General features: G+C 61.2%; 23 protein-coding genes. 11 read left to right on the top strand and 12 right to left on the bottom strand.

Annotation, left to right across the window (positions count from 1 at the left end; genetic code table 11):
• Positions 1-60: 60 nt before the first annotated feature.
• From ACP7CJ_RS24185 to ACP7CJ_RS24145, 9 genes are all read right to left on the bottom strand, one after another.
• A complete protein-coding gene (locus ACP7CJ_RS24185) occupies positions 61-879 on the bottom strand; it encodes a phosphoglycolate phosphatase (RefSeq protein ID WP_426102348.1) in 819 nt (272 codons plus the stop codon).
• Entirely contained in the window at positions 876-1,550 is a 675-nt protein-coding gene (rpe, locus tag ACP7CJ_RS24180) for a ribulose-phosphate 3-epimerase (protein ID WP_276195124.1), read from the bottom strand. Before rpe ends, ACP7CJ_RS24185 begins: the two co-directional genes overlap by 4 nt.
• Positions 1,551-1,634: 84 nt before the next feature.
• The gene (locus ACP7CJ_RS24175; RefSeq protein WP_276195125.1) at positions 1,635-2,783 is read right to left on the bottom strand and encodes an iron-containing alcohol dehydrogenase; all 1,149 of its coding nucleotides are present in this window, start codon (positions 2,781-2,783) and stop codon (positions 1,635-1,637) included.
• A 122-nt stretch (positions 2,784-2,905) separates the two neighbouring features.
• Complete coding sequence (locus ACP7CJ_RS24170; RefSeq protein ID WP_024077705.1) at positions 2,906-3,730, bottom strand: ABC transporter permease; 825 nt, start codon at positions 3,728-3,730, stop codon at positions 2,906-2,908.
• A 12-nt stretch (positions 3,731-3,742) separates the two neighbouring features.
• A complete protein-coding gene (locus ACP7CJ_RS24165; RefSeq protein WP_276195126.1) occupies positions 3,743-4,990 on the bottom strand; it encodes an ABC transporter permease in 1,248 nt (415 codons plus the stop codon).
• A gap of 149 nt (positions 4,991-5,139) precedes the next feature.
• Positions 5,140-6,180, bottom strand: a complete 1,041-nt coding sequence (locus ACP7CJ_RS24160) for an ABC transporter substrate-binding protein (protein WP_253399628.1) — start codon at positions 6,178-6,180, stop codon at positions 5,140-5,142.
• A gap of 44 nt (positions 6,181-6,224) precedes the next feature.
• Positions 6,225-7,337, bottom strand: coding sequence for an ABC transporter ATP-binding protein (locus ACP7CJ_RS24155; protein WP_276195127.1), 1,113 nt, complete (start codon positions 7,335-7,337; stop codon positions 6,225-6,227).
• A gap of 225 nt (positions 7,338-7,562) precedes the next feature.
• Complete coding sequence (locus ACP7CJ_RS24150) at positions 7,563-8,192, bottom strand: response regulator (RefSeq protein ID WP_426102346.1); 630 nt, start codon at positions 8,190-8,192, stop codon at positions 7,563-7,565.
• Between the two features lie 18 nt (positions 8,193-8,210).
• Positions 8,211-10,205 carry a sensor histidine kinase gene (locus ACP7CJ_RS24145; protein ID WP_276195129.1) on the bottom strand — a complete coding sequence of 665 codons (1,995 nt, stop codon included), beginning with the start codon at positions 10,203-10,205 and terminating at the stop codon, positions 8,211-8,213.
• Between the two features lie 77 nt (positions 10,206-10,282).
• On the opposite strand from ACP7CJ_RS24145, the gene ACP7CJ_RS24140 reads away from it, so the two are divergent.
• A complete protein-coding gene (locus ACP7CJ_RS24140) occupies positions 10,283-11,257 on the top strand; it encodes an alpha/beta hydrolase family protein (RefSeq protein WP_276195130.1) in 975 nt (324 codons plus the stop codon).
• Between the two features lie 26 nt (positions 11,258-11,283).
• Here the strand turns inward: ACP7CJ_RS24140 and ACP7CJ_RS24135 are convergent, their stop codons facing one another.
• The 3 genes from ACP7CJ_RS24135 to ACP7CJ_RS24125 are packed head-to-tail and all read right to left on the bottom strand — an operon-like array spanning position 11,284 to position 13,746.
• Positions 11,284-12,048 (bottom strand): TerB family tellurite resistance protein, encoded by a 765-nt coding sequence (locus ACP7CJ_RS24135; protein ID WP_276195131.1) that lies wholly within the window; start codon positions 12,046-12,048, stop codon positions 11,284-11,286.
• Between the two features lies 1 nt (position 12,049).
• A complete protein-coding gene (gene murU, locus ACP7CJ_RS24130; protein WP_426102344.1) occupies positions 12,050-12,724 on the bottom strand; it encodes an N-acetylmuramate alpha-1-phosphate uridylyltransferase MurU in 675 nt (224 codons plus the stop codon).
• Complete coding sequence (locus tag ACP7CJ_RS24125; RefSeq protein ID WP_426102342.1) at positions 12,721-13,746, bottom strand: aminoglycoside phosphotransferase family protein; 1,026 nt, start codon at positions 13,744-13,746, stop codon at positions 12,721-12,723. The genes murU and ACP7CJ_RS24125 overlap by 4 nt, the downstream gene beginning before the upstream one ends.
• 130 nt (positions 13,747-13,876) lie before the next feature.
• Here ACP7CJ_RS24125 and ACP7CJ_RS24120 point away from each other — a divergent pair, with 130 nt between their 5' ends.
• The 10 genes from ACP7CJ_RS24120 to ACP7CJ_RS24075 all read left to right on the top strand — a co-directional run bounded on the left by ACP7CJ_RS24120 (position 13,877) and on the right by ACP7CJ_RS24075 (position 26,652).
• Positions 13,877-16,687, top strand: coding sequence for an LPS-assembly protein LptD (locus ACP7CJ_RS24120; protein WP_426102340.1), 2,811 nt, complete (start codon positions 13,877-13,879; stop codon positions 16,685-16,687).
• Positions 16,662-18,002: a peptidylprolyl isomerase gene (locus tag ACP7CJ_RS24115; protein WP_276195135.1), complete on the top strand. Its 1,341-nt coding sequence runs from the start codon at positions 16,662-16,664 to the stop codon at positions 18,000-18,002. The genes ACP7CJ_RS24120 and ACP7CJ_RS24115 overlap by 26 nt, the downstream gene beginning before the upstream one ends.
• Complete coding sequence (gene pdxA, locus ACP7CJ_RS24110) at positions 17,999-18,988, top strand: 4-hydroxythreonine-4-phosphate dehydrogenase PdxA (RefSeq protein WP_426102338.1); 990 nt, start codon at positions 17,999-18,001, stop codon at positions 18,986-18,988. The genes ACP7CJ_RS24115 and pdxA overlap by 4 nt, the downstream gene beginning before the upstream one ends.
• Positions 18,985-19,797 (top strand): 16S rRNA (adenine(1518)-N(6)/adenine(1519)-N(6))-dimethyltransferase RsmA, encoded by an 813-nt coding sequence (rsmA, locus tag ACP7CJ_RS24105; protein WP_017847810.1) that lies wholly within the window; start codon positions 18,985-18,987, stop codon positions 19,795-19,797. Before pdxA ends, rsmA begins: the two co-directional genes overlap by 4 nt.
• Before the next feature lie 108 nt (positions 19,798-19,905).
• Positions 19,906-20,286, top strand: a complete 381-nt coding sequence (gene apaG / locus ACP7CJ_RS24100) for a Co2+/Mg2+ efflux protein ApaG (RefSeq protein WP_247395841.1) — start codon at positions 19,906-19,908, stop codon at positions 20,284-20,286.
• Positions 20,286-21,137 carry a symmetrical bis(5'-nucleosyl)-tetraphosphatase gene (locus ACP7CJ_RS24095; RefSeq protein ID WP_426102336.1) on the top strand — a complete coding sequence of 284 codons (852 nt, stop codon included), beginning with the start codon at positions 20,286-20,288 and terminating at the stop codon, positions 21,135-21,137. The genes apaG and ACP7CJ_RS24095 overlap by 1 nt, the downstream gene beginning before the upstream one ends.
• 33 nt (positions 21,138-21,170) lie before the next feature.
• Entirely contained in the window at positions 21,171-21,500 is a 330-nt protein-coding gene (gene glpE / locus ACP7CJ_RS24090) for a thiosulfate sulfurtransferase GlpE (RefSeq protein WP_426102334.1), read from the top strand.
• A gap of 285 nt (positions 21,501-21,785) precedes the next feature.
• Positions 21,786-23,708 carry a PrkA family serine protein kinase gene (locus ACP7CJ_RS24085; protein ID WP_426102332.1) on the top strand — a complete coding sequence of 641 codons (1,923 nt, stop codon included), beginning with the start codon at positions 21,786-21,788 and terminating at the stop codon, positions 23,706-23,708.
• 113 nt (positions 23,709-23,821) lie between these two features.
• Positions 23,822-25,093 (top strand): YeaH/YhbH family protein, encoded by a 1,272-nt coding sequence (locus ACP7CJ_RS24080; protein ID WP_276195139.1) that lies wholly within the window; start codon positions 23,822-23,824, stop codon positions 25,091-25,093.
• Positions 25,090-26,652: a SpoVR family protein gene (locus tag ACP7CJ_RS24075; protein ID WP_426102330.1), complete on the top strand. Its 1,563-nt coding sequence runs from the start codon at positions 25,090-25,092 to the stop codon at positions 26,650-26,652. The genes ACP7CJ_RS24080 and ACP7CJ_RS24075 overlap by 4 nt, the downstream gene beginning before the upstream one ends.
• Positions 26,653-26,662 lie beyond the last annotated feature (10 nt).

The raw sequence follows: 26,662 nt of genomic DNA, 5'->3' as shown, positions 1-26,662 counted from the left end.
GTGGCATGAGGGTCTAACGGTCAGGTATGCAAACGTGCCGCAACGCGCGGCGAGGATCAGTCAGGCGCGCCAACGCCAGCGGGCCAGGGCCTTGATGACTTTCATCCAGAGTTTGCGAGTGACTACCACGATGGCACTTCCAGAGGGGGACGGATCGGTGTCTGGCAACGTTATCTCAGCGCCAGCTCCCAAGCAACCGGGGATTAGCCGGCGCAGGTCATCAATCACCAGCGAGGGCAACTCTTCGGCGATCGGCCGACCGTGGTTATAGCCGTAACTCAAGGCGACGCACTGCACGCCCGCCGCTTTGGCCGCGAGCACATCGCTGCGCGAGTCGCCGATAAACAACGACTCGGACGCCGGGATATTGGCCATTTTCATCACAAAGAACAGCGCCGCCGGGTCGGGCTTCTTCTGCGGCAACGTATCGCCACCGATGATCCAGCGGAAGTAACGGCCGATTTTCATCTGGTCCAACAGCGGCGCGACGAAGCGCTCCGGCTTGTTGGTGATCAGGGCCATTTCCACGCCCTGCTTGCTCAGCCATTTGAGGGTGTCGCGCACGCCGGGGTACACCACGGTCAGTTCGTGGTGGTCTTCATAGGCCGCATTGAACAATTCCAGGGCGTGCTCGGCCTCGACATCATCGACACCCTCGGCATCGATGTGGTTGGCCAGCGCCCGGCGCACCAGCTTCTGCGCGCCGTTGCCGACCCATTCGCGCACCGACTCGATGCCTACCGGCTTGCGCCCCAGCTTGAGCAGCATCTCGTCCACCGCCGCTGCCAGGTCCGGCACCGAATCGATCAACGTACCGTCCAGATCGAACATCACCAACCGTGGCAGTTTGCCGGGGAACAGCCGCTCAAAGCCACTCATGGACGCGCCAGCGCCAGTTCTGCACGCATCTTGGCGATGACTTCCTGGTAGTCAGGCGCATTGAAGATCGCCGAGCCGGCCACAAAGGTGTCGGCGCCGGCCGCAGCGATTTCGCGGATGTTGTTGACGTTGACCCCACCGTCGATTTCCAGGCGGATGTCACGCCCCGAGGCATCGATCAGCGCGCGGGCTTCGCGCAGCTTGTCGAGGGTGCCGGGGATGAACTTCTGCCCGCCGAAACCTGGGTTGACGCTCATCAGCAACACCATGTCGACCTTGTCCATCACGTACTTGAGCACGTCCAGCGGGGTGGCCGGGTTGAACACCAGGCCCGCCTTGCAGCCGCCTTCGCGGATCAGTTGCAGGGTACGGTCGACGTGCAGCGAGGCTTCCGGGTGGAAGGTGATGTAAGTCGCACCCGCGTCAATGAAGTCACCGACGATGCGGTCCACCGGGCTGACCATCAGGTGCGCGTCGATCGGCGCGGTGACGCCGTACTTGCGCAACGCCGCGCAAACCATCGGGCCGATAGTCAGGTTGGGAACGTAGTGGTTGTCCATGACGTCGAAGTGGACGAAGTCGGCACCGGCGGCCAACACCTTGTCCACTTCCTCGCCGAGGCGGGCGAAGTCGGCGGAGAGAATCGATGGAGCGATAACGAAGGGCTGCATGACGCACCTTTTTTGAGCTAAATCACGATGGCGCGCATTGTATACCTCATGCTTTGCCCTGCGCACCGTGACCTAACTAAACGGCTAGTACGCTGCCCGGTAGATTTTCTCGATATCGGCGACGCTGAGCCGGCGCGGATTGTTGCGCATCAGGCGCTCGATACCCGCCGCTTCCGTGGCCATGCCCGCGAGGGCGTCTTCGGGGATGCCGAAACTGCGCAGGCCCGAAGGGATCTCCACGTCGGCACACAACCGCGTCATCGCCTCGACCGCCTGGTCGGCGGCAGCGTTGACGCTCAGGCCGGCGACATTCACGCCCATTGCTTGGGCAATGTCCTGCATGCGCTCGACACAGGCCAGCTTGTTCCAGTGCATGACATACGGCAGCAACAGCGCGTTGCTCACGCCATGGGCGATATTGAAGCGCCCGCCCAGCGGGTAGGCCAACGCATGCACCGCCCCGACCCCGGCGTTACCGAACGCCATCCCGGCCATCAGGCTGGCGGTGGCCATGTCGTCGCGGGCCTGCAGGTTGGCCGGGTTGGCGTAAGCCTTGGGCAACGCCTTGGTAATCAGCTTGATCGCGCCGATGGCCAAGGCATCGGTAATCGGTGAGGCATTCAGCGACAGGTAGGACTCGATGGCATGCACCAGCGCATCCACGCCACTGGCGGCGGTGACGCTGCGCGGGCAGGTCAGGGTCATCTGCGGGCTGATGAGTGCGACGTCCGGCAGCAGGAAGTCACTGACAATGCCCTTTTTCAGTTGTGCGACCTTGTCGGAGAGGATCGCGACGTTGGTCACTTCCGAGCCGGTGCCGGCCGTCGTGGGAATGGCGATCAACGGCGGGCCCTTGCGCGGTACCTGGTCGACGCCGAACAGATCCGCCAGGGCGCCGTGATAACCGGCATAGGCCGCCACGCTTTTGGCGATATCGATTGCACTGCCGCCGCCCAAGCCGATCAGGCCGTCGTGCCCGCCTTCGCGGTAGGCGCGCATGCAATCTTCGACAATGGCGATTTCCGGGTCGGGCAGCACCCGGTCAAAGATCTCGTAGGCGCGCCCGCCCAAATGCGCCAGCGCCAGCGCAACAGTGCCTGACTTGACCAGCGCGGCGTCGGTGACGATCAGCGGGTTGTCGACATCCAGCCGCGTCAGCTCGGCGGCCAGTTGTTCGATGGCACCGGCGCCAGTCAGCAGTTTATGGGCGATCTTGAATGAGGAAGTACTCATGTGCGCGGCCTCTTGTTGATTGTGGGCTGGCACAAGAGTAGCTGAAGGAGATCGGTTGTATTCCATTCAACAGCTGAATGGTCACAGAACCCATGTGGGAGGGAGCAAGCTCCCTCCCACATTTAGACCTGGGCGGTACGCAGTTTTTCACTACGGCCGCGCAACCACTCCAGGGTCAGCAGCAACAACACCGAAAAGGCAATCAGCAAGGTCGCCGCTGCCGCAATCGTCGGGCTGAGGTTTTCGCGGATACCGCTGAACATCTGGCGCGGCAGGGTAGCTTGCTCGGGGCCGGCGAGGAACAGCGTCACCACCACTTCGTCGAACGAGGTGGCAAACGCGAACAACGCGCCGGAAATCACCCCCGGCGCAATCAGCGGCAAGGTCACCCGGCGAAACGCGGTCAACGGCGATGCCCCCAGGCTGGCCGCCGCCCGCACCAGGTTATGGTTAAACCCCTGCAAGGTCGCGGACACGGTAATGATCACAAACGGCACGCCCAACACGGCGTGGACCACGATCAGCGAGAAGAAACTGTTACCCAGCCCCAGCGGCGCGAAGAACAGGTAACTGGCCACGCCGATGATCACCACCGGCACCACCATCGGCGAGATCACCAAGGCCATCACCAGCGCCTTGCCGGGGAAATGCCCACGGGTCAGGCCGATCGCCGCCAACGTGCCGAACACCATGGCCAGCACGGTGGCCGCCGGGGCGACGATGATGCTGTTCTTCAGCGCACGCATCCATTCGGCCGAGGCGAAGAAGTCCTGGTACCAGTGCAGCGAGAAGCCTTGCAGCGGGTACACCAGGAAACTGCCGCTGTTGAAGGACAGCGGGATGATCACCAGCACGGGCAGAATCAGGAACAGCAGGATCAAGCCGCAGAGGATCCGCAAGCTGTAGAACCACACCCGCTCCACGGGCGACATATAAGGGCTCAGCATCGCAAGGTCTCCTTAGCTCAGGCGCAGGCGGCTGGCGCCCACCAGCCGGTTGTAGATCAAGTACAGCACCACGGTGGCCAGCAGCAGCAAGCCGCCCAACGCCGTCGCCATGCCCCAGTTGATGCTGGTGTTGGTGTAGAAGGCCACGAAGTAGCTGACCATCTGGTCGTTCGGGCTGCCCAGCAAGGCCGGGGTGATGTAGTAACCAATCGCCAGGATGAACACCAGCAGGCAGCCTGCGCCCACACCGGCGTAGGTTTGCGGGAAGTACACACGCCAGAAGCTGGCGAATGGGTGACAGCCCAGGGAAATCGCGGCGCGCATGTAGGTCGGCGAGATGCCTTTCATCACGCTGTAGATCGGCAGAATCATGAACGGCAGCAGGATATGCACCATGGAGATGTAGACCCCGGTGCGGTTGAACACCAGTTCCAACGGCTTATCGATCAGGCCCATGCCCATCAGCGCGCTGTTGATCAGGCCGCCGGACTGCAGCAGCACGATCCAAGCCGCCACGCGCACCAGGATCGACGTCCAGAACGGCAGCAGGACCAGAATCATCAACAGGTTGCTTTGCCGTGCAGGCAGGTTGGCCAGCAGGTAGGCCAGCGGATAGGCCAACAGCAGACAAACAAAGGTGATCACCAGGCCCATCCAGAAGGTGCGGGCGAAGATGTCCAGGTAGATCGCCTGGTCCGGCGTGGCCGGGGCCACTTCGCCGAGGTCGTCGATGCGGTGATCGACGGCCGCCAGCAGGTAGTAAGGCGTCAGGCTGCTGGTATTGCGTCGGATCGCCTGCCAGTACGCCGGGTCGCCCCAGCGTTCATCGAGGGTTTCCAGCGCTTCTTTATAAGAGGCCGGCGCTGCGGTAAACGGCAGCGCACGGGCGGTTTTGGTCAGCAGGCTGCGATAGCCGGCCAGTTCCATGTTCAAGCGTTTGGACAGATCGCCGAGGGTCTGGTTTTTGCGCGCTTCGCCGAGGTCCTCGCTGAGCGCCTGGTACACCGGCTCACCAGGCAAGCCGCGACCGTCCCAGGTCTTCACCGCCACCACCGTGCGCGGCAAGCCACCCACGACTTCCGGGTTACCGACACTTTTGTACAGCAGCGCAACGATCGGCACCAGGAACACCAGCAGCAAAAACAGCACCAGTGGCGCAATCAAGGCCTGGGCCTTCCAGCGATTAAGCCGCTCGGCACGCGCCAGGCGCTGCTTGAGGGTGGGGCTGTTGACCTCGGTCGAGGGAACGGCGATGGCCATGGCTAACTCCGAAACTTGAAAATGAATGCACTCTTCCAAACGCAGCAGATCCCCTGTGGGAGGGGGCTTGCTCCCGATGGCGGAATGTCAGTCAGTACATATACCAACTGATACACCGCTATCGGGGGCAAGCCCCCTCCCACATGGAGTTACTTGGCAGCCCAGGAATTGAAGCGCTGCTCGAGTTGCTCGCCGTTATCGGCCCAGAAGCTCACATCGATCTGCACCTGGTTGGCAATGTTCTCAGGCGTGGTCGGCATGTCTTTGAGCACGTCCTTGGCCAGCAACGGTACGGCTTGGGTGTTGGCCGGGCCGTAAGCGATGTTTTCCGAGTAGATCTTCTGCTGCTGCGGCTGCACCGAGAAGGCGATGAACTTCTTCGCCGCTTCTGCACGATCCTTGGCCAGGCCTTTTGGAATAGCCCACGCGTCGAAGTCGTAGATGCCACCGTTCCAGACCACTTTCAGGTTGCTCTCTTTCTGTACGGCAGCGATGCGACCGTTGTAGGCCGAGCTCATCACTACGTCACCCGAGGCGAGGTACTGCGGCGGTTGCGCGCCGGCTTCCCACCACTGGATCGACGGCTTGAGTTCGTCGAGTTTCTTGAACGCACGGTCCTGGCCATCTTTACCCGCCAGCACTTTGTACACATCCTTCGGCGCTACGCCGTCGGCCATCAAGGCGAACTCGAGGGTGTACTTGGCACCCTTGCGCAGGCCGCGTTTGCCAGGGAATTTCTTGGTGTCCCAGAAATCCGCCCAACTGGTCGGCGCGCTGCTCAGCTTGTCAGCGTTGTAGGCGAGCACGGTCGACCACACGAAGAAGCCCACGCCGCATGGCTGGATGGCGCCTTTCACGTAGTCAGCGGTGTTACCGAACAGTTTCGGGTCCAGCGGTTCGAACATGTCTTCGTCACAACCACGGGACAGTTCCGGCGATTCCACTTCCACCAGATCCCAGGACACGCTCTTGGTGTCGACCATGGCCTTGACCTTGGCCATCTCACCGTTGTACTCGCCAGCGACGATTTTGCCGTTGCCTGCACTTTCCCACGGTGCATAGAAGGCCTTGACCTGTGCTGCCTTGTTCGCGCCACCAAAGGACACGACCGTCAGGTCCGGGCCGGCCATGGCCTGTGTCGCGCCGATCAAACCGATCGCCAGTGCGGAATACTTAAGGGATCTCAACATTGTTGTTCTCTCCACGTGCAGGGTTGGTGAAGCCATGGGGGCGATTATTTCGCCTCTAGAAGTGGGTCGAGTGCGCGAACGTGCTCGACTTGCCAGCCAATCGGTACCACGTCGCCGACCGCCAGTGCCGGGTCCAGCTCGGCGATCGGTTGTTTCACAAAAAAATCGGTCATGCCGCAGACTTCCAGGCGCACGCGCACGTGGTCGCCCAGGTAAACGAATTCCGCTACTCGCCCGGAGAAGCGGTTCACGCAACGTTCGCTGGAGCCATTGAGGCTGACGCGCTCAGGCCGCACCGACAAGGTCACCGGGCCGCCGACCTGGCCGACGTTCACCGCCAGCGCCTCGACTTTCTCGCCCCGCGCCAGCTCGACTACACAGCGGTCGCCGGTGTGGCTGTGCAGGCGACCGTTGAGACGGTTGTTTTCGCCGATGAAGTTGGCGACGAAGGTGTTCTTCGGCTCTTCATACAAGGTGCGCGGCGCAGCGATCTGCTGGATCTCGCCCTGGTGGAACACGGCCACCCGGTCCGACATGGTCAAGGCTTCGCCCTGATCGTGGGTCACATACACCACGGTCACGCCGAGGCGTTGGTGCAGGTGCTTGATCTCCATCTGCATGTGCTCGCGCAGTTGCTTGTCGAGGGCGCCGAGGGGTTCGTCCATCAGCACCAACTGCGGTTCGAACACCAGCGCCCGAGCCAATGCCACACGCTGTTGCTGGCCGCCGGAGAGTTGCGCCGGGTAGCGCTGGGCGAAGGCGTCGAGCTGGACCATGCTCAGCACGCGTTTAACCCGCTCGCTGACATCGGTCTTGCTCAACCCCCGCACCGACAGCGGAAACGCCAGGTTCTCGGCCACGGTCATGTGCGGGAACAGCGCGTAGTTCTGGAACACCATGCCGATATCACGCTTGTGCGGCGGCACGTTGTTGATCGCGCGCCCGGCCAGCTGAATTTCGCCAGCGGTCGGCGTTTCGAAACCGGCAAGCATCATCAGGCTGGTGGTCTTACCCGAACCCGACGGCCCTAGCAGGGTGAGGAACTCGCCCTTGCGAATCTCCAGGTTGAGGTCCTTGACGATCAGGTTCTCGCCGTCGTAGCTCTTCTGCACGCCACGAAAGCTGACCAGCACATCATTTGAATCCACCTCGCTCATACCCGCACCTTTGTATTTTGGACTGCTGTGGCACAAGCGTAGTCCAGGGACGGGGCCCCGGAAATCGGGGGCCAGGAGAGAATCACATCAGCCGGATGGAAGGTTGTGGGTAGGGCATGCCCTACAGCGATGGCGGGGATAGGACAGAGCCGCTATGAGCGCCAGGCTGCAAGCGGCAAGAACCGGCAACTGTCGCTTTGAAGGGGGTCGCAAACAGGCATGTCGTCAGAGCAGCTTGTGTTCCATGGCGTACTTCACCAGTTCCGCCAGGGAGGTGATATTGAGTTTTTGCATCAGGCGCGCCTTGTGGGTGCTGATGGTCTTGCTGCTCAACGCCAGTTGCTGGGCGATGTCGTTGACGTTGGCGCCCTGGGCCAGGCGCTCGAACACCGAGAACTCGCGCTCCGACAGCAGCGAATGCAAGGGCCGTGAATCGGTCAGGCCGACCTCGAAGACCATGCGGTCGGCCAGGTCCGGGTCGATATAACGACCACCGGCCGCAACCTTGCGAATCGCCATCAGGAGCAGGGCCGGGTCGCTGTCCTTGGTGGCATAACCGGCCGCGCCCACCTTCAAGGCCCGCGCGGCCATCTGCGCTTCATCGTGCATCGACAGCACCAGGATCGCCGGCGGGTTGCTCAGCGCACGAATCCGCGCAATGGCTTCCAGGCCGTTGACGCCAGGCATCGAGATATCCAGCAGCACCACCTCGCAAGGCACATGGCGCAAGGTATCCAGCAACTGCTCGCCATTGCCCGCCTCGCCCACCACCAGCAGGTCTTTGGCCAGGCCGATCAATTGCTTGATGCCTTCACGCACGATGGTGTGGTCTTCGGCTACCAGTACACGGATCACAGGGGCTTCCTCTTATCGTTATGCATCCAGCGGCACCGTCACACTCAGGGTGGTGCCCTCCCCCAGCTCGCTGTCCAGGCTCAACTGCCCGCCCATGATCAGCACACGCTCACGCATGCCGACCAGGCCAAACGACACCGGGCGACCCTGGGCCTCGACGAAACCGACGCCATCGTCGCTGATGGTCAGCCGCAGTTGCTTGCCCTCCACCGCCAGGGTCAATTCGACAGTATGCGCCTGCGCATGGCGCATCACATTGGTCAGCGCCTCCTGCAGGATACGGAACAGGCCGATGGCCTTGGCATCGCTCAAGGCCGGCAGGTTATCCGGGACTTGCACCAGGCAGGGAATCTGCGTGCGCGCTTCGAAGCGCCGCGCCTGCCACTCGATGGCCGAGGCGATCCCCGCGTCGAGAATTGGCGGGCGCAACGCGGTGGCCACGTCGCGCACCAATTGAAACAGTTGGGCAATCAGGCGCTTCATGCTGTTCAGGCGCTCGTTCAGGCCGGGGTCCAGTTGCGCATAGGCCAACTCGCACATGGAGGTTTCCAGCTTGAGCACGGTGAGCATTTGCCCAAGTTCGTCGTGTACTTCCCGGGCGATGCGCGCCTTTTCTTCTTCGCGCACGGTTTCCAGGTGCGCCGACAGCTCACGCAACTGCGCTTCGCTTTGCAGCAACGCGGCCACATAGCGGCGACGCTCGGTGACGTCATTAAGGTAGACCACCAAGTATTCGCCTTCGGCAAACCGCAGAAAGCTCAACGACACCTCGGCCGGCAGGATGCTGCCGTCTGCGCGCAGGCAGTCGGCGGCGAAGTGCTGCGGGCCGTCTTCACTGTTGCGCGCGCGTTTCCATAGGTTCAGCCAGCGGTCCATGCTCAGGCTCGGGTCGAAATCGGCCAGCGGACGCTCGATCAACGCGCCGGGACCGTAGCCGAGCATGGTTTCCGCCGCCAGGTTGGCGTAGCGCACATGACTGTCCCAATTGACCCAGAGGATGCCGACGGTACTTTGATCGATGGAAAATTGTGTCAGGCGCAGCGCTTCGGCGCCGGCAGCGCGTGCGGCGCTTTCTTCGCGAGCGGCGAGCAGGTTGTGTTCCAGTACTCGTTGCTGGCGACGCTGCCAAAACACTACCGCGAGGCTGGCGAGCAGCAGCAACCCCAACAGCAGGCAGAGGTTTTGCCACAGGCCGGGAGACTCGGATAGACGCGGGTATTTGGGTTGCAGCCAGCGGTTGTGCAACTGGTCCAGATCGCGGGCGGGGATGGCGCGCAACGCGCTTTCCATGATGCCGGACAGTTCCGGCCAATCGCGGCGGGTCGCCACGCGCAGCAATTGCGGCAGGCCGATATCGCCGACCACCGCCAGCCCGGAAAACTCAGCCTCGCCCGACAACCGGCTCAGTTGCGCCTCATCCACCACGGCATAACGTGCCTGCTGGCTGACCAGCAACTGCAAGGCCTGGCGTTCCATGGGCACGCCTTGCAGGTTGAGGCTGGGATAAGTGCTACGCAGGTAATCGGCCACGGCGCTGGGCATGCGCACGGCAACGCGGGAATGTTCGTCGAGTTTTTCCAGCTCCACCGCACCGCCGCCCTCACGGACACCGACAATGTGCTGGGGCACGCGCATATACGGGTCCGTAAACAACCACAGGCGCAAGCCGGCCGGGGTTTGCTGCAGACCAGGGGCAATGTCCACCTCGCCGTCGCGCAGGGCGGCTTCCAACTGATCCTGAGTGGGGAAGTTGCGCCACGTCAGCTCGATATTCAGGGCCTTGGCCAGCCATTGCATCAACTCGACATTGGCCCCCGACAACCGCTGCAGGCGCCGATCGTATTGCGCATACGGCGCCTGCAAGACCAACCCCACCCGCAATTGCGGGTGCTGCGCCAGCCATTCACGCTGCGGCACAGTGAGCTGCGCTTGCGCAGCGACAGGCACGGGCGCGGCGCCCGCCATCAAGGCAAAGCACATACAGCCGATAACCAGCAGACAGCGAAAACCCATGATCCACGTCTCACATCACTGACAAATACTGACCAACCCATTAGGCTGCTGGAATCACTTCTGGCCGGGAATTAACGATGCCACCTCGAAACCGTTCGGCACTGCCAGCATTGTGCCTGTCACTCCTCTTTACCGCCGTCTTTTCTGCCCAGGCCGCCGACGCGCCTGCGCCGGCAGCCGAAAAACCGGTCGAACGCCTGCCCCTGCCGGAGCGTAGCCGGGAAGAAGCCAGCGCCCTCGAGCGCCAAATCCCACGAGAAGAACAGCAACAGTTGCAGGCCGGCAGCGATTCATTCCTGGCCCTGTGGAAACCGGCCAACAGCGCCGAAGCCGAAGGCGTGGTGATTATCGTACCTGGCGCGGGTGAAAATGCTGACTGGCCGCAAGCAATTGCGCCATTGCGACGTAAATTGCCGGATGCCGGCTGGGGCACCCTCAGCCTATCGCTGCCGGACGTGAACCTGGACACGTTGCCGCCACGGGTGATCGAGGCGCCCAAGGCTGCCGTCGACACCAGCAGCAAAGACGGCAGCACCGCCGCCAAACCGGTCGAGCAAGCCGCCAGCGCGGAAGCCGAAGGCACCGACCCGGCCGTGGTGCCAGGCACGGATGAACAGGACAAGACCGATGCCAAGCGCATCTTCGAGCGTATCGATGCCGCCGTCGCTTTCGCCCAGACCCAAGGCGCCCGCAGCGTCGTGCTGCTCGGCCATGGCAGCGGCGCCTGGTGGGCCGCGCGTTACTTGAGCGAGAAACAACCGAGCCAGGTGCAGAAGCTGGTGATGGTTGCGGGCAAGGCACCCGTGGGTCGCCAACCGGACCTGCAACAACTCGCCCCGGGTTTGAAAGTGCCCACGGCGGATGTCTTCTACCAGGACGCCGCCCAGGACCGAGACACCGCACGGGAACGCGCCCAGGCCGCCAAACGTTTGAAGAATAACGGCTACAAGCAGGTGTCACTCAAGACCGTGCCCGGTAACAGTGCGGCCGAGCATGAGCAACTGTATCGACGGGTTCGCGGGTGGTTGAGCCCCGAGCCCAAAGACAGCTGATCGCCCGCGCCAAAACGGGGCGACTATCAGAAATCCCGCCGCTCGCGAATCAACGTATAGGCGTTATGCAGTTCGCGGGTTCGCTCGGTGGCCTCAAGCACTTGCGCCGGGCTGGCACCGGTGCCGGCGATTTTGTCCGGGTGATGGCGGCTGAGCAGGCGGCGATAGGCGTGCTTGATCACCGACGGTTCGGTGGTGGTGGTCACCCCCAGAATCCGCAACGCCTCCTGATACGCTGCGCCACGGCTGGCCACTGGCTTGCGCTCCGGCGCGTAATCGGCGGCCAGCGCCTGAAGCTGTTGTGGTGTCCAGCCCAACCACTTGCCCCACAGGCTGATCAAGTCGCGCTCGGCATCATCCGCACGGCCATCCGCCCAAGCCATCCGCCAACAGGCGCGCAATACGCCTTCTGCCGCGTGGGGCTGGGACTTGAGGACGCGCAGGTAGGCACGCACCCGGTCAGAACCGGATTTACCGCGATTGAACGCCGTAATCGCGCGGCGCTGGGCCGGCTCCGTCATGTCCAGCGCACGCATTTCCTGGCGTGCCTGCTGGATATGCCCGTCCACCACGCGGCCATTGCTTTTGGCCAGGCGGCCCAGCAGCACAAACAACAGTTCGTCATTGCGCAACGCCGGGCGCCCGCCCAGGCGCTCACGCAATTGTGCCCAGCTTTGCAGTTGCAGGCGGCGATCCAGCGCCTGCCCCAGCAAGGCGCCCAACAAGCCACCCGGAATACTGGCAATGGCGAAGCCAGCCCCGGCGCCGATCAGCGTCCCTGGCCACAACATCTTAGCGCCCCGCTGTCAGCAGGGTTTCGACTTGCGCCAGGCGCTCTAGCGTGCCGACATCAATCCAGCGTCCCGTCATGTGTTCCCCCGTTACCTGCCCTTTCGCCATCGCCGCGCGCAACAACGGCGCCAGCTTGAAAGCACCGGCGCTGCAACCCGCGAACAATTTGGGGTCGAGCACTGAAATGCCACTGAAGGTCAGGTTATCGGCACCGGGCGCTGCATCATGAAGCACGCCATGATCCAGGTAGAAATCTCCGCCCGAGGGGTGATGCGCCGGGTTATCGACCATCACCAAGTGGGCCAGGCCCTGGAGGGGGCGCTGGAGCTGGGCGAAGTCGTAGTCGGTCCAGATATCGCCATTGACCACCACAAAGGGCTCACCCCCCAGCAACGACAATGCCTGGAAAATCCCGCCGCCGGTTTCCAAAGGCTCGCCCTCGGGGGAGTAGCGGATGCGCAGACCAAACTGCGCACCGTCGCCCAAATAGCTTTCGATCTGCTGGCCGAGCCAGGCATGGTTGATCACGATATCGCTGAAACCGGCCCTGGCCAGCGCTTCCAGGTGGTACTCGATCAGGCGTTTGCCGCCCGCCTGCACCAGCGGCTTGGGCGTGTGCAAGGTGAGCGGACGCATCCGCTCGCCTTTGCCGGCCGCCAGGATCATCGCCTTCATACGCTCGCCTCGGCGGGTTCGCGCAGGCTGGCCAACAGTTCAGCCAGTTCGCCCAGCTCCGGGCGGTCCGCCAGCACCGCTTCTATATAGGCAAAGAAGCGCGGCACGTCGGCCAGGTAGCGTGGCTTGCCGTCGCGGTGGCAAATGCGCGCGAAGATACCGATCACCTTGAGGTGACGCTGCACGCCCATCAGGTCGCAGGCGCGCTGGAAGTCGTCGAAATCCGCCTGCACCGGGATGCCCAGCGTCGCGGCGCGCTCCCAGTAGCCGCGCTGCCATTCGCGCACGCGGGCCTGGGGCCAGCTGAGGAACGCGTCCTTGAACAGGCAGGTGATGTCGTAGGTCACCGGGCCATAGACCGCGTCCTGGAAGTCCAGCACGCCGGGGTTGGGCTCGCTGATCATCAGGTTGCGCGGCATGTAGTCGCGGTGTACCAGCACTTTCGGCTGGGCCAGGGCGCTGTCGATCAGGCGCTCGCTGACACGCTGCCAGAGCGCCTGCTGGTGCGCGTCGAATTCGATACCCAGGTGGCGGCGCACGTACCATTCGGGGAAGAGTTCCAGCTCGCGGCGCAGTAAAGCGACGTCATAGCTGGGCAGCGGCGCGTGCATCGGCAACTGCTGAAAAGCCAGCAAGGCGTCGATGGCATCGACAAACAATTGATCGGCATTTTGCTCGTCAATCACGTCCAGGTAGGTTTTTCTGCCCAGGTCGTTGAGCAAAAGAAAGCCGCGCGGCAAATCTTCTGCATAAATTTTTGGCACATTTATTCCGGATTTCGCCAACAAATCGGCGATATCGACGAAAGGTTTGCAGTTTTCCTGGGGGGGTGGAGCGTCCATCACCACGAAAGTATGCGCCCCGCCTTCCCAGCGGAAGTAGCGCCTGAAACTCGCGTCGCTACTGGCCGCGGTCAATGTGGCCGGGGGTACGACGCCCCAGTCCTGAGCGTTGAAGAGGATCGGCAACTGCTCATCCAGCCAGACTTTCAGCTGTTGTAAACGTAGATCTTGCTCGGGCATTACAAGGGTCTCCGACGGCGCTAGCCGTCAAGCGGGTCATGCTTTATTATCACGCATCTTTTTCAGACCATCGAGAGGCGTGCGGCCCACACCGCGGGCAGATGGCACGCAGGAAGCCCGGACTAATAAGATGGCATTGAAATCCCCCGCGTTTCGTAGAAAATTTCCGTTGCTGGTAACCGGCAGTCTGCTGGCCATGCAACCTTTCGCCACCTCATTCGTGGTCGCCGCGGAACAGTATGACTGCTCAGTCTCTGCTTCGGGTGCCTGGGATTGCGCGCCGAAAACCGCCGCCGCCCCATTGCCACCGCGCCCGGTGCATGACGGTGCAGCCGTCAGCTCGGCCAACGGCACGGCGCAAGCCAACGCTGAAGGCAGCACCGAGGCCGAGCCGAAGACCATGCTGGTCACCGAAGCCAAGGGCCGTGGCCTGCGTTCGCGCAGCGCCGACTACAGCCACCTGGACTGGGTGCCCCGCGAGAAGCTGACCGCCGCCCAACTGGCTGAAACCGGCCCTTATTGCTCCGGCGCGTACATCGAGCCGACTCGTCCTGGCATGAACGACAAGACGAACCAGAGCGATGCACCGACCTTCATCGGCGCCAAGGCTTCGCGTTACGAGCAGGAACAACAGGTCGCGACCCTGGCCGGTGACGTCGTCATGCGCCAGGGCAGCATGCAGCTGGAGTCTGAGGAAGCCAGCCTGTACCAGGCCGAAAACCGTGGCGAGCTGAACGGCAATGTCCGTCTGCGCGACAACGGCGCCCTGATCGTCGGCGACCACGCCCAGGTCCAGCTCGATACCGGCGCGGCGCAGATCGACAACGCCGAATACGTGATGCACAAGTCACGCGTGCGCGGTAACGCGCTGTACGCCAAGCGCGCCGAAAACGCGATCATCCGTCTCAAGGACGGTACGTACACCACCTGCGAGCCAGACAGCAACGCCTGGCAGCTCAAGGGCAACAACATCACGTTGAACCCGGCCACCGGTTTCGGTACTGCCACCAACGCGACGTTGCGGATCAAGAACATCCCGATCCTGTACACCCCTTACATCTATTTCCCGATCGACAACCGTCGTCAATCCGGCTTCCTGCCGCCGAGCTTCAGCACCGGCAGCGAGACTGGCTTTACGCTGGTGACGCCTTACTACTTCAACCTGGCACCGAACTACGACGCCACGTTGTACCCGCAATACATGACCAAACGCGGCTTGTTGATGGAAGGCGAATTCCGCTACCTCACCAAATCCAGCGAAGGCCAGTTCGGCGGCGCGTACCTGAACGACGACAGCGACGAACGCAGCAAGCAGACCGATTACGAAAAAACGCGCTATATGCTCAATTGGCAGCATAAGGGCGGGCTGGATTCGCGTCTGACGACTCAGGTGGATTACACCAAGATCAGCGATCCTTACTACTTCCAGGATTTGAAGTCGTATGAAGAAGGGGTTCAGAGTCGCGATTTCCTGAACCAGCAAGGGTCTGTGGCTTATCGAGGCGATTCTTACCAAGCGCGCTTGAACGTCCAGGCTTATCAGTTGGCAACGATCTCTCAGATCACGCCATATGATCGGTTGCCTCAGATCACTTTCAATGGTGCGCTGCCGTACCATCCGGGCGGGTTGAATTTTACCTACGAGACCGAGGCGGTTCGCTTTGAACGCAGCCTCGAAAACGGCACGTTTACCGATCAGAATGGCGTAGAGTCGGCTCGACTGGACACATACGTCACAGGCCTGACCCGTGCAAACGGTACGCGTTTGAACGCGGCCCCCGCCGTCGACTACCCGATGAACTGGACCTACGGTTTTATTACGCCGAAGTTGAAGTACGTCTATACCAAGTACGATTTGGACTTGGATAGCAAAGGCAAGAACGACATTATTACCGCGCAAGCGAATGCAACAGCGACTAATCCGTATACAGGCGGAGTATTCAAAAGCTCGCAAGACCGCGCGATTCCAATCGCCAGCGTCGACAGCGGCCTGTATTTCGACCGCAATACCAACTGGTTCGGCAAAGACTATCGCCAAACCCTCGAGCCGCGTGCGTTCTACCTTTATGTGCCGAATAAAGACCAGAGCGACATCCCGGTTTTCGACACCAGTGAATACTCGTTCAGCTACGCCTCGCTCTTCCGTGACAACCGCTTCAGCGGTTCCGACCGGATCGGCGATGAGAACAAACTGTCCCTGGGTGTCACCAGCCGCTGGATCGAAGAAAACGGCTTCGAACGCCAACGCGTCAGCGTCGGCCAGGCCTTGTACTTCAAGGACCGCGAAGTCCAACTGCCGGGTATCGTGGCAGCCGACCGCGCCGATGCGCAGTCGAACGTATCGCCCATCGCCCTGGACTACGAGTTCCGCTTCAACCGCGACTGGCGCGCCACTGCCGACTACAACTGGGACACCGACAGCCACAGCCCGCGTTCCGGCAGCGCGATGTTCCACTACCAGCCGGAAGACAACCCGAACAAGGTCGTCAACCTCGGTTATCGCTATCGTAACGACCAGGTGGTCTACAACCAGCTGACCGGCAAATGGCAGTTTGGCGGCGACTACGGCACTCCTGGTACAGATAACTACGTGAAGGATTACTACAAAATCCAACAACACGACTTCTCGATGATGTGGCCGATCATTCCCCAGTGGAACCTGATCACCCGCTGGCAGTACGATTACGCCCGCAACCGTACCCTGGAAGCCTTCGGTGGTTTCGAGTACGACAACTGCTGCTGGAAACTGCGCGTCATCAACCGTTACTGGGTTTCCAACGACGAATACAGCCAGATCGCCCCGCTTAACGAAAAGGGTGACCACGGGCTCTTCCTCCAGATCGTCCTCAAAGGACTCGGCGGCCTGACCGGCGCCAAGGTAGAGAGCTTCCTCGACAAAGGCATTCAAGGTTATCGTGAACGTGAAGATCAAGCTTTCTGATTGTCTGCGCCCGCTCGTGCTGGGCGCGCTGTTCCTGGGTACCGTATCGGCGCATGCCGCGGTTCAACAGCTGGATAAGGTCGTGGCCATCGTCGATAACGACGTGATCATGCAGAGCCAACTGGACCAACGGGTCAAGGAAGTTCAGCAAACCATCGCCAAGCGTGGCGGTGGCGTGCCGCCTACCAGCGTCCTGGACCAACAGGTCCTGGAGCGCCTGATCGTCGAAAACCTGCAGTTGCAGATCGGCGACCGTTCCGGCATCCGTATTTCGGACGAAGAACTGAACCAGGCCGTCGGCACCATCGCGCAACGCAACAACATGAGCATCGATCAATTCCGCGCCGCCCTGGCCCACGATGGCCTGTCCTATGAGGACGCACGTGACCAGATCCGCCGCGAAATGATCATCAGCCGTGTGCGTCAGCGCCGTGTGGCCGAGCGAGTTCAGGTCTCCGAGCAGGAAGTGAAGAACTTCCTCGCATCGGACCTGGGCAAGATGCAGCTCTCCGAAGAACTGCACCTGGCCAACATCCTGATCCCGACACCGGACAGCGCCAACTCCGAGCAGCTCAATGCCGCCGCCGCCAAAACCCAGGCGATCTATGATCGCCTGAAGGGCGGTGCTGACTTTGCTCAAATGGCCATTGCCCAGTCCGGCAGCGACAACGCCTTGGAAGGCGGCGATATGGGCTGGCGCAAAGCCGCTCAATTGCCACCTCCGTTTGACCGTGAACTGAGTGCCATGGAAGTGGGCGGCATTACCCAGCCAGCCCGTACCCCTGGCGGCTTCATCATCCTCAAGTTGCTGGAACGTCGTGGCGGCGAAACCTCGCTGAAAGACGAAGTACACGTTCGTCACATCCTGGTTAAACCAAACGAAATCCGCACCGAAGCGCAAACCAAGGAACTGGCCCAGAAGATCTATGACCGCATCGAAAGCGGCGAAGACTTTGCCACCCTGGCCAAAAGTTTCTCGGAAGACCCAGGCTCTGCCCTCAACGGCGGCGACCTCAACTGGATCGACCCGAAAGCGCTGGTGCCGGAGTTCCAGGAAGTGATGGCTAAGACCCCGCAAGGCGTACTGTCCAAACCCTTCAAGACTCAATATGGCTGGCATGTACTGGAAGTCCTTGGCCGCCGCGCCACCGACAACACCAGCCAGGCCCGCGAACAGCAAGCCCTGACCGTGCTGCGCAACCGCAAGTACGATGAAGAGCTGCAAACCTGGTTGCGTCAGATCCGTGACGAAGCCTACGTTGAAAACAAACTGCCAGGCGCCGAGCAAACAGGCACCAACCAGGCAAACCAGTGAAACCCCAGCGTTTCGCAGTCACACCCGGCGAGCCGGCCGGCATTGGTCCAGACCTGTGCCTGCTGCTCGCCTCGCAACCCCAGCCACATCCCCTGATCGTCATTACCAGCCGCGACCTGCTCCTTGAGCGGGCCGCGCAACTGGGCGTGCCCGTCAAGTTGCTGGACGTTGCGCCGGGTAACTGGCCCGACCTGCCAGCCCCTGCGGGCAGCCTGTATGTGTGGGATACCCCGCTGCTGGCCAAGGTGGTCACCGGGCAACTGAACAAGGCCAATGCGGCCTTTGTGCTGGAAACCCTGACCCGCGCCGGACAAGGCTGCCTCGACGGCGACTTCGCCGGCATGATCACTGCCCCCGTACACAAGGGCGTGATCAACGAATCCGGTATCGCCTTTTCCGGCCATACCGAATTCCTCGCCGAACTGACCCACACCGCCCAAGTCGTGATGATGCTGGCCACGCATGGCCTACGCGTCGCCCTGGTGACCACACACTTGCCGCTGCGCGATGTGGCCGATGCCATCACCGTCGAGCGTCTGGAGCGCGTCACGCGCATCCTGCACGCCGACCTGCAACAAAAATTCGGCATCGCCCAACCGCGCATCCTGGTCTGTGGGCTCAACCCTCACGCCGGTGAAGGCGGCCACTTGGGCCATGAAGAAATCGACATCATCGAACCCACCCTGGAGCGTCTGCGCCAAGACGGCATGGACCTGCGCGGCCCATTGCCTGCGGACACTCTGTTTACCCCCAAATATCTGGAGCACTGCGACGCAGTGCTGGCGATGTACCATGACCAAGGGCTGCCCGTGCTGAAATACAAAGGCTTCGGCGCCGCAGTCAACGTGACATTGGGCCTGCCGATCATCCGTACTTCCGTCGACCATGGCACCGCCCTGGACCTGGCAGGCAGCGGCAAGATCGACACCGGCAGCCTGCGCGTGGCCCTGGAAACCGCCTATCAGATGGCCGAGACCCGTATATGACCGAGCATTACCAACACCGGGCGCGCAAGCGCTTCGGGCAAAACTTCCTGCACGACGCTGGCGTGATTGACCGCATCCTGCGCTCCATCCACGCCAAGCCCGAAGACCGCCTGCTGGAAATCGGCCCGGGCCAGGGCGCACTGACCCAAGGCCTGCTGGCCAGCGGCGCTCAACTGGACGTGGTTGAACTCGATAAAGACCTGATCCCGATCCTCAACCAGCAGTTTGGCGGCAAGTCCAATTTCATCCTGCACCAGGGCGATGCGCTGAAGTTCGACTTCACCAGCCTCAATGCCGCGCCCAACAGCCTGCGGGTCGTGGGCAACCTGCCGTACAACATCTCCACGCCGCTGATCTTTCACCTGCTGAACAACGCCGGGATCATCCGCGACATGCACTTCATGTTGCAGAAAGAAGTGGTTGAGCGCCTGGCTGCCGGCCCGGGCGGCGGTGATTGGGGCCGTCTGTCGATCATGGTTCAGTACCACTGCCGCGTCGAACACCTGTTCAACGTTGGCCCGGGCGCGTTCAACCCGCCGCCGAAGGTCGATTCGGCCATCGTGCGCCTGGTGCCCCACGCCGTGCTCCCGCACCCGGCCAAGGATCACAAACTGTTGGAGCGCGTCGTGCGCGAAGCCTTCAACCAGCGCCGCAAGACCCTGCGCAATACGCTCAAAGCGCTGTTGAGCAACGCCGAGATCGAAGCCGCCGGCGTCGACGGCAGCCTGCGTCCGGAACAACTGGACCTGGCCGCGTTCGTGCGCCTGGCCGACCAGCTTGCGATCCAGCCGCCACCCGTCGCGGACTGAAGCCCGACCCTGCACCCGGCCAGACAGCATGTCTGGCCTAGTGCACACCTCTTGGCCTAGACTGACCCGCATCTGCTGTCCTCCGCTTTTGCTTTTAAGGCCTCTTGCATGTCCGATCCTCGCTACCAGATCGACGTCAGCGTCGTTACCCGCTTCCTGGCGGACCAATCGCAACCCGAACACAACCGTTTCGCCTTTGCCTACACCGTCACGGTGAAAAACAACGGGCTGGTGCCGGCCAAGCTGCTGTCACGCCACTGGGTGATCACCGACGGTGACGGTCAAGTGGAGGAAGTGCGTGGTGCCGGCGTTGTCGGCCAGCAACCGCTGATCGATAGCGGTGCCAGCCATACCTACAGCAGCGGCACGGTGATGACGTCCAAGGTCGGCACCATGCAAGGCTCGTATCAGATGAAAGCCACCGACGGCAAACTGTTCGACGCGATCATCCAGCCATTTCGTCTCGCCGTGCCCGGAGCCCTGCACTGATGGCAACCTATGCGGTCGGCGACCTGCAAGGCTGCCTGGAACCCCTCAAGTGCCTGCTCGAACGCGTGGCCTTCGACCCGGCGAACGATCGCCTGTGGCTGGTGGGCGACCTGGTCAATCGTGGCCCCGAATCCCTGGAGACCCTGCGCTACTTATATGGCCTGCGCGATTCCCTGGTGTGCGTACTGGGCAACCACGACCTGCACCTGCTGGCGGCTGGCAGTAACATCGAGCGTCTGAAAAAGGGCGATACCCTGCGGGAAATCCTCGAAGCGCCGGACCGAGTCGACCTGCTGGACTGGCTGCGCAGGCAAAAGATCATGCACTACGACGAGCACCGCGACATGGTGCTGGTCCACGCCGGTATTCCACCGCAGTGGACGCTGAAAAAAGCCCTCAAGTGCGCCGCCGAAGTAGAAAGCGCCATGGCCGATGACAACCGGTACATCGCCTACCTCGAGGGCATGTACGGCAATGAGCCAGTGAAATGGGACAACGAGCTGACGGGCGTCGCGCGCCTGCGCGTGATCACCAACTATTTCACACGTATGCGCTTCTGCACCGCCGACGGCAAGCTGGACCTCAAGAGCAAGGAAGGCGCCGACACCGCGCTGCCCGGCTACAAGCCGTGGTTCGCGCACAAGGAACGCAAGACCCGCGACACGAAGATCATCTTCGGTCACTGGGCGGCCCTCGAAGGCAAATGCGATGAACCCGGCGTGTTCGCCCTCGACACCGGCTGCGTGTGGGGCGGCGCCATGACCCTGATGAACATCGACACCGGCGAGCGCCTGAGCTGCCAGTGCCCCTCCCCTACTCCCCTTACCCCGACGGTTGCCGCCAAGCGCTAGACGCCGCGAGCCGCCAAGCCCAAGGAGCCCGCCATGAGCGAATTCAAACGTATCCCACCCGAACAAGCCCAGGCCCTGCGCGAACAAGGCGCGGTGGTGGTGGACATTCGTGACCCCCAGACCTACGCCCTGAACCACATCAAAGGCGCACGACACCTGGACAATCACAACATCGCCGACTTCATCCGCGCCGCCGACCTCGACGCGCCCGTGATCGTGGCCTGCTACCACGGCAACTCCAGCCAGAGCGCGGCCGCCTATCTCATCAGCCAAGGCTTCTCCGACGTCTATAGTCTGGACGGCGGCTTTGAGCTGTGGCGCACGACCTATCCTGCAGAAATTGCCTCTGACGATTCGCTATAATTTTTTTCACCCCCCGCTATCCCGCGTGACGCTTGGGCTTGCGCCGTTTCTGACGAACGGCGCAGTCAAACTAATTGTGTATCACGCCTTTACCTCGCAGATTCCGAACTATCCTTAAGCGCAGGCCATCCGAATCAGGGGAGAGCCGGTACACCGGCGTGCGGGTCATCGGTAGCGTTATAGGGTGTTCTGGGGGGAAAACGGCCATTGGCGATCGTCAATGACTGCCAGCATCGACTGATTGATCCGGCGTCGGCTCCACGTATCGAGCGAGGTGACGACGTCATGAGTATCTTTAGCCACTTCCAACAACGCTTCGAGTCCACACAGCAGGAAGAACTCACGCTGCAAGAGTATCTCGAGCTGTGCAAAAGCGACCGCAGCACCTACGCGTCTGCCGCCGAACGCTTGTTACTGGCAATTGGCGAGCCGCAGTTGGTGGACACCGCCAATAACTCGCGCCTGTCGCGAATCTTCTCGAACAAGGTGATCCGCCGCTACCCGGCCTTTGAAGACTTCCACGGCATGGAAGAGTGCATCGACCAGATCGTCTCCTACTTCCGGCACGCTGCCCAAGGCCTGGAAGAGAAGAAACAGATCCTCTACCTGCTCGGTCCTGTTGGCGGCGGTAAATCGTCCCTGGCCGAAAAACTCAAACAACTGATCGAGAAGGTGCCCTTCTACGCCATCAAGGGCTCACCGGTCTTCGAGTCGCCCCTGGGCCTGTTCAACGCCACGGAAGATGGCGCGATTCTCGAAGAAGACTTCGGCATCCCACGGCGCTACCTCAACACCATCATGTCGCCGTGGGCCACCAAACGCCTGTCCGAGTTCGGCGGTGACATCAGCCAGTTCCGCGTGGTGAAACTCTACCCGTCGATCCTCAACCAGATCGGCGTGGCCAAGACCGAGCCGGGCGACGAGAACAACCAGGACATCTCGGCGCTGGTGGGTAAAGTCGATATCCGCAAACTGGAAGAATTCCCACAGAACGACGCCGACGCCTACAGCTACTCGGGCGCACTGTGCCGGGCCAACCAGGGCCTGATGGAATTCGTGGAGATGTTCAAGGCCCCGATCAAGGTGCTGCACCCACTGCTCACCGCCACCCAGGAAGGCAACTACAACAGTACCGAAGGCCTTGGCGCGATTCCGTTCACCGGGATTTTGCTGGCCCACTCCAACGAATCGGAATGGCACACCTTCCGCAACAACAAGAACAACGAAGCCTTCATCGACCGGATCTACATCGTCAAGGTGCCGTATTGCCTGCGGGTCAGCGATGAAATCAAGATCTACGACAAGCTGCTGTTCAACAGCGCCCTGGCCAAAGCCCATTGCGCGCCCGACACCTTGAAGATGCTCGCGCAGTTCACTGTGCTGTCGCGCCTCAAGGAGCCGGAAAACTCGAATATCTACTCGAAGATGCGTGTGTACGACGGCGAAAACCTGAAGGACACCGATCCCAAGGCCAAGTCTATCCAGGAATACCGCGACACCGCCGGCGTGGATGAGGGCATGAACGGCCTGTCGACGCGCTTCGCGTTCAAGATCCTGTCCAAAGTGTTTAACTTCGACCCTCACGAGATCGCCGCCAACCCGGTCCACTTGCTCTATGTGCTGGAACAGCAGATCGAACAGGAACAGTTCCAGGCCGAGACCCGCGAACGCTACCTGCGCTTCCTCAAGGAATACCTGGCGCCGCGCTATATCGAGTTTATCGGCAAGGAAATCCAGACCGCGTACCTGGAGTCCTACAGCGAGTACGGCCAGAACATCTTCGACCGCTACGTGCTGTATGCCGACTTCTGGATTCAGGACCAGGAATACCGCGACCCCGAAACCGGCGAAATCCTCAACCGTGTGGCCCTCAACGAGGAACTGGAAAAGATCGAAAAACCGGCCGGCATTAGCAATCCGAAGGATTTTCGCAACGAAATCGTCAACTTCGTGCTGCGCGCCCGCGCCAACAACAATGGCAAGAACCCCACCTGGCTCAGCTACGAGAAGCTGCGGGTGGTCATCGAGAAGAAAATGTTCTCCAACACCGAGGATCTGCTGCCGGTCATCAGCTTCAACGCCAAAGCCAGCAAGGAGGATCAGCAAAAACACAACGACTTCGTTACACGGATGGTCGAGCGTGGCTACACCGACAAACAGGTACGGCTGCTCTCCGAGTGGTATCTGCGGGTGCGCAAATCGCAGTAAGGCAGCGACAGGTGTGCAATGCCAGGCCCATGGCCTGGCAGGCGACCGCTTGTCTCTAAGCTTCCAGCTCGCGGCTTGAAGCTTGTAACGTGAAGCTGCCCGGAGGGCTCCCCATGAGCTATGTGATCGACCGACGCCTCAATGGCAAGAACAAGAGCACGGTAAACCGTCAACGTTTCCTGCGGCGTTACCGTGACCACATCAAAAAGGCCGTTGAAGAGGCCGTCAGCCGCCGCTCCATCACCGACATGGAGCATGGCGAACAAATCAGCATTCCCGGACGCGACATCGACGAACCGGTGCTGCACCACGGCCGGGGCGGCAAACAGACTGTCGTGCATCCGGGCAACAAGGAATTCACCACCGGCGAACATATCCCGCGCCCCCAAGGCGGTGGCGGCGGCAAGGGCCCCGGCAAGGCGGGTAACTCCGGCGAAGGCATGGATGAGTTCGTGTTCCAGATCACCCAGGAAGAATTCCTCGAATTCATGTTCGAAGACCTGGAACTACCCAACCTGGTCAAGCGCAACCTGACCGGCACCGACACGTTCAAGACCGTGCGCGCCGGGATCAGCAATGAAGGCAACCCTTCGCGAATCAACATTATCCGCACCCTGCGTTCGGCTCATGCCCGGCGTATCGCCCTGTCCGGCAGCAGCCGCGCCAAACTGAGAGAGGCCAAGGAAGAGTTGGAGCGCATGAAGCGCGAAGAGCCGGACAACTTCGGCGATATCCAGGCAATCGAGGCGGAAATCGAGAAACTCAGCGCGCGCATCCACCGCGTGCCGTTCCTCGACACCTTCGACTTGAAATACAACTTGCTGGTCAAACAACCCAACCCAAGCTCCAAGGCGGTGATGTTCTGCCTGATGGACGTGTCTGGCTCCATGACCCAGGCCACCAAAGACATCGCCAAGCGCTTTTTCATCCTGCTGTACCTGTTCCTCAAGCGAAACTACGACAAGATCGATGTGGTCTTCATCCGCCACCACACCAGCGCCCGGGAAGTCGACGAAGAAGAGTTCTTCTACTCGCGGGAAACCGGCGGCACCATCGTCTCCAGCGCGTTGAAACTGATGCAGGAAATCATGGCCGAGCGCTACCCGGCCAACGATTGGAATATCTACGCAGCGCAGGCCTCCGACGGCGACAACTGGAACGACGACTCGCCGATCTGCCGGGATATCTTGATCAACCAGATCATGCCATTCGTGCAGTACTACACGTATGTCGAGATCACTCCTCGTGAGCATCAGGCGCTGTGGTTCGAATACGAGCGCATCGGCGAAGCCTTCGCCGATACATTCGCCCAGCAGCAATTGGTCTCGGCCGGCGATATCTACCCGGTCTTCCGTGAACTCTTCCAGCGCAGGTTAGTGACATGACCGCCAAAGAGCAGAAACGCCAACCCATTTCCACCGGGTCCGAGTGGACCTTTGAACTGATCCAGGCCTACGACCGGGAAATCAGCCGTATCGCGGCCGGTTATGCCCTGGACACCTACCCCAACCAGATCGAAGTGATCACCGCCGAACAGATGATGGACGCCTACGCCTCGGTCGGCATGCCCCTGGGCTACCACCATTGGTCCTACGGCAAACACTTCCTCAGCACTGAGAAGTCCTACAGCCGCGGCCAGATGGGCCTGGCCTACGAGATCGTCATCAACTCCGACCCGTGCATTGCCTACCTGATGGAAGAAAACACCATCTGCATGCAGGCACTGGTGGTGGCTCATGCCTGCTACGGGCATAACAGTTTCTTTAAGGGCAACTACCTGTTTCGCACGTGGACCGACGCCAGTTCCATCATCGATTACCTGGTGTTTGCCAAGCAGTACATCATGCAGTGCGAGGAGCGCCACGGCATCGATGCGGTGGAAGACTTACTCGACTCCTGCCATGCCCTGATGAACTACGGCGTCGATCGCTACAAACGCCCTTACCCGATTTCCGCGGAAGAAGAACGCCTGCGCCAGAAGGAGCGAGAAGAACACCTGCAGAAGCAGATCAATGACCTATGGCGTACCATTCCCAAACGCGCCGGCAAAAACAACGACAAGGACAATGCACGCTTCCCCGCCGAACCTCAGGAAAACATCCTTTATTTCCTGGAAAAACACGCGCCGCTGCTAGAGCCTTGGCAACGGGAAATCGTACGCATCGTGCGTAAGATCGCCCAGTACTTTTACCCACAGCGCCAGACCCAAGTGATGAACGAAGGCTGGGCAACGTTCTGGCACTACACCCTGATCAACGATCTGTACGACGAAGGCCTGGTCACCGACGGCTTCATGATGGAGTTCCTCACTTCCCACACCAGCGTGGTGTTGCAACCTGGATTTGACAGCCCGTATTACAGCGGCATCAACCCCTATGCGCTGGGCTTTGCCATGTACCGCGACATCCGGCGCATGTGCGAACACCCCACCGAAGAAGACCGCCACTGGTTCCCGGAAATCGCCGGCACCGACTGGCTTTCCACCATCAAGTTCGCCATGAGCAGCTTCAAGGATGAGAGTTTCATCCTGCAATACCTGTCGCCCAAGGTGATTCGCGACCTCAAGCTGTTCAGCATCCTCGATGACGACCTCAAGGACGACCTCACGGTGCCGGCCATCCACGACGAGCCCGGCTACCGCACCATCCGCGAAACCCTGGCGGCGCAATACAACCTGGGTAACCGCGAGCCCAACGTGCAGATCTACAGCATCGATGTGCGCGGCGACCGCTCGCTGACCCTGCGTCACCAGCAGCACGACCGCAAACCCCTGGGCGAGTCCACTGAGGAAGTGCTCAAGCACCTGCATCGGCTGTGGGGGTTCGATATCCACCTGGAAACCCTGCAGGGCGATCAGGTGATGAAAACCCACCACGTACCACCGCGCAGCGATCACAACGACAACGATTACGGCCGCCTGGACCTGGCCGTCGTTCATCTCTGAAACGGCAAAG

Source organism: Pseudomonas sp. PSPC3-2 (genome assembly GCF_049897085.1).
In the GTDB taxonomy this organism is placed as follows: Bacteria; Pseudomonadota; Gammaproteobacteria; order Pseudomonadales; family Pseudomonadaceae; genus Aquipseudomonas; species Aquipseudomonas paraveronii.
Note: the sequence above shows the minus strand (reverse complement) of the source record. Positions and strands in the feature narration are given on the sequence as shown.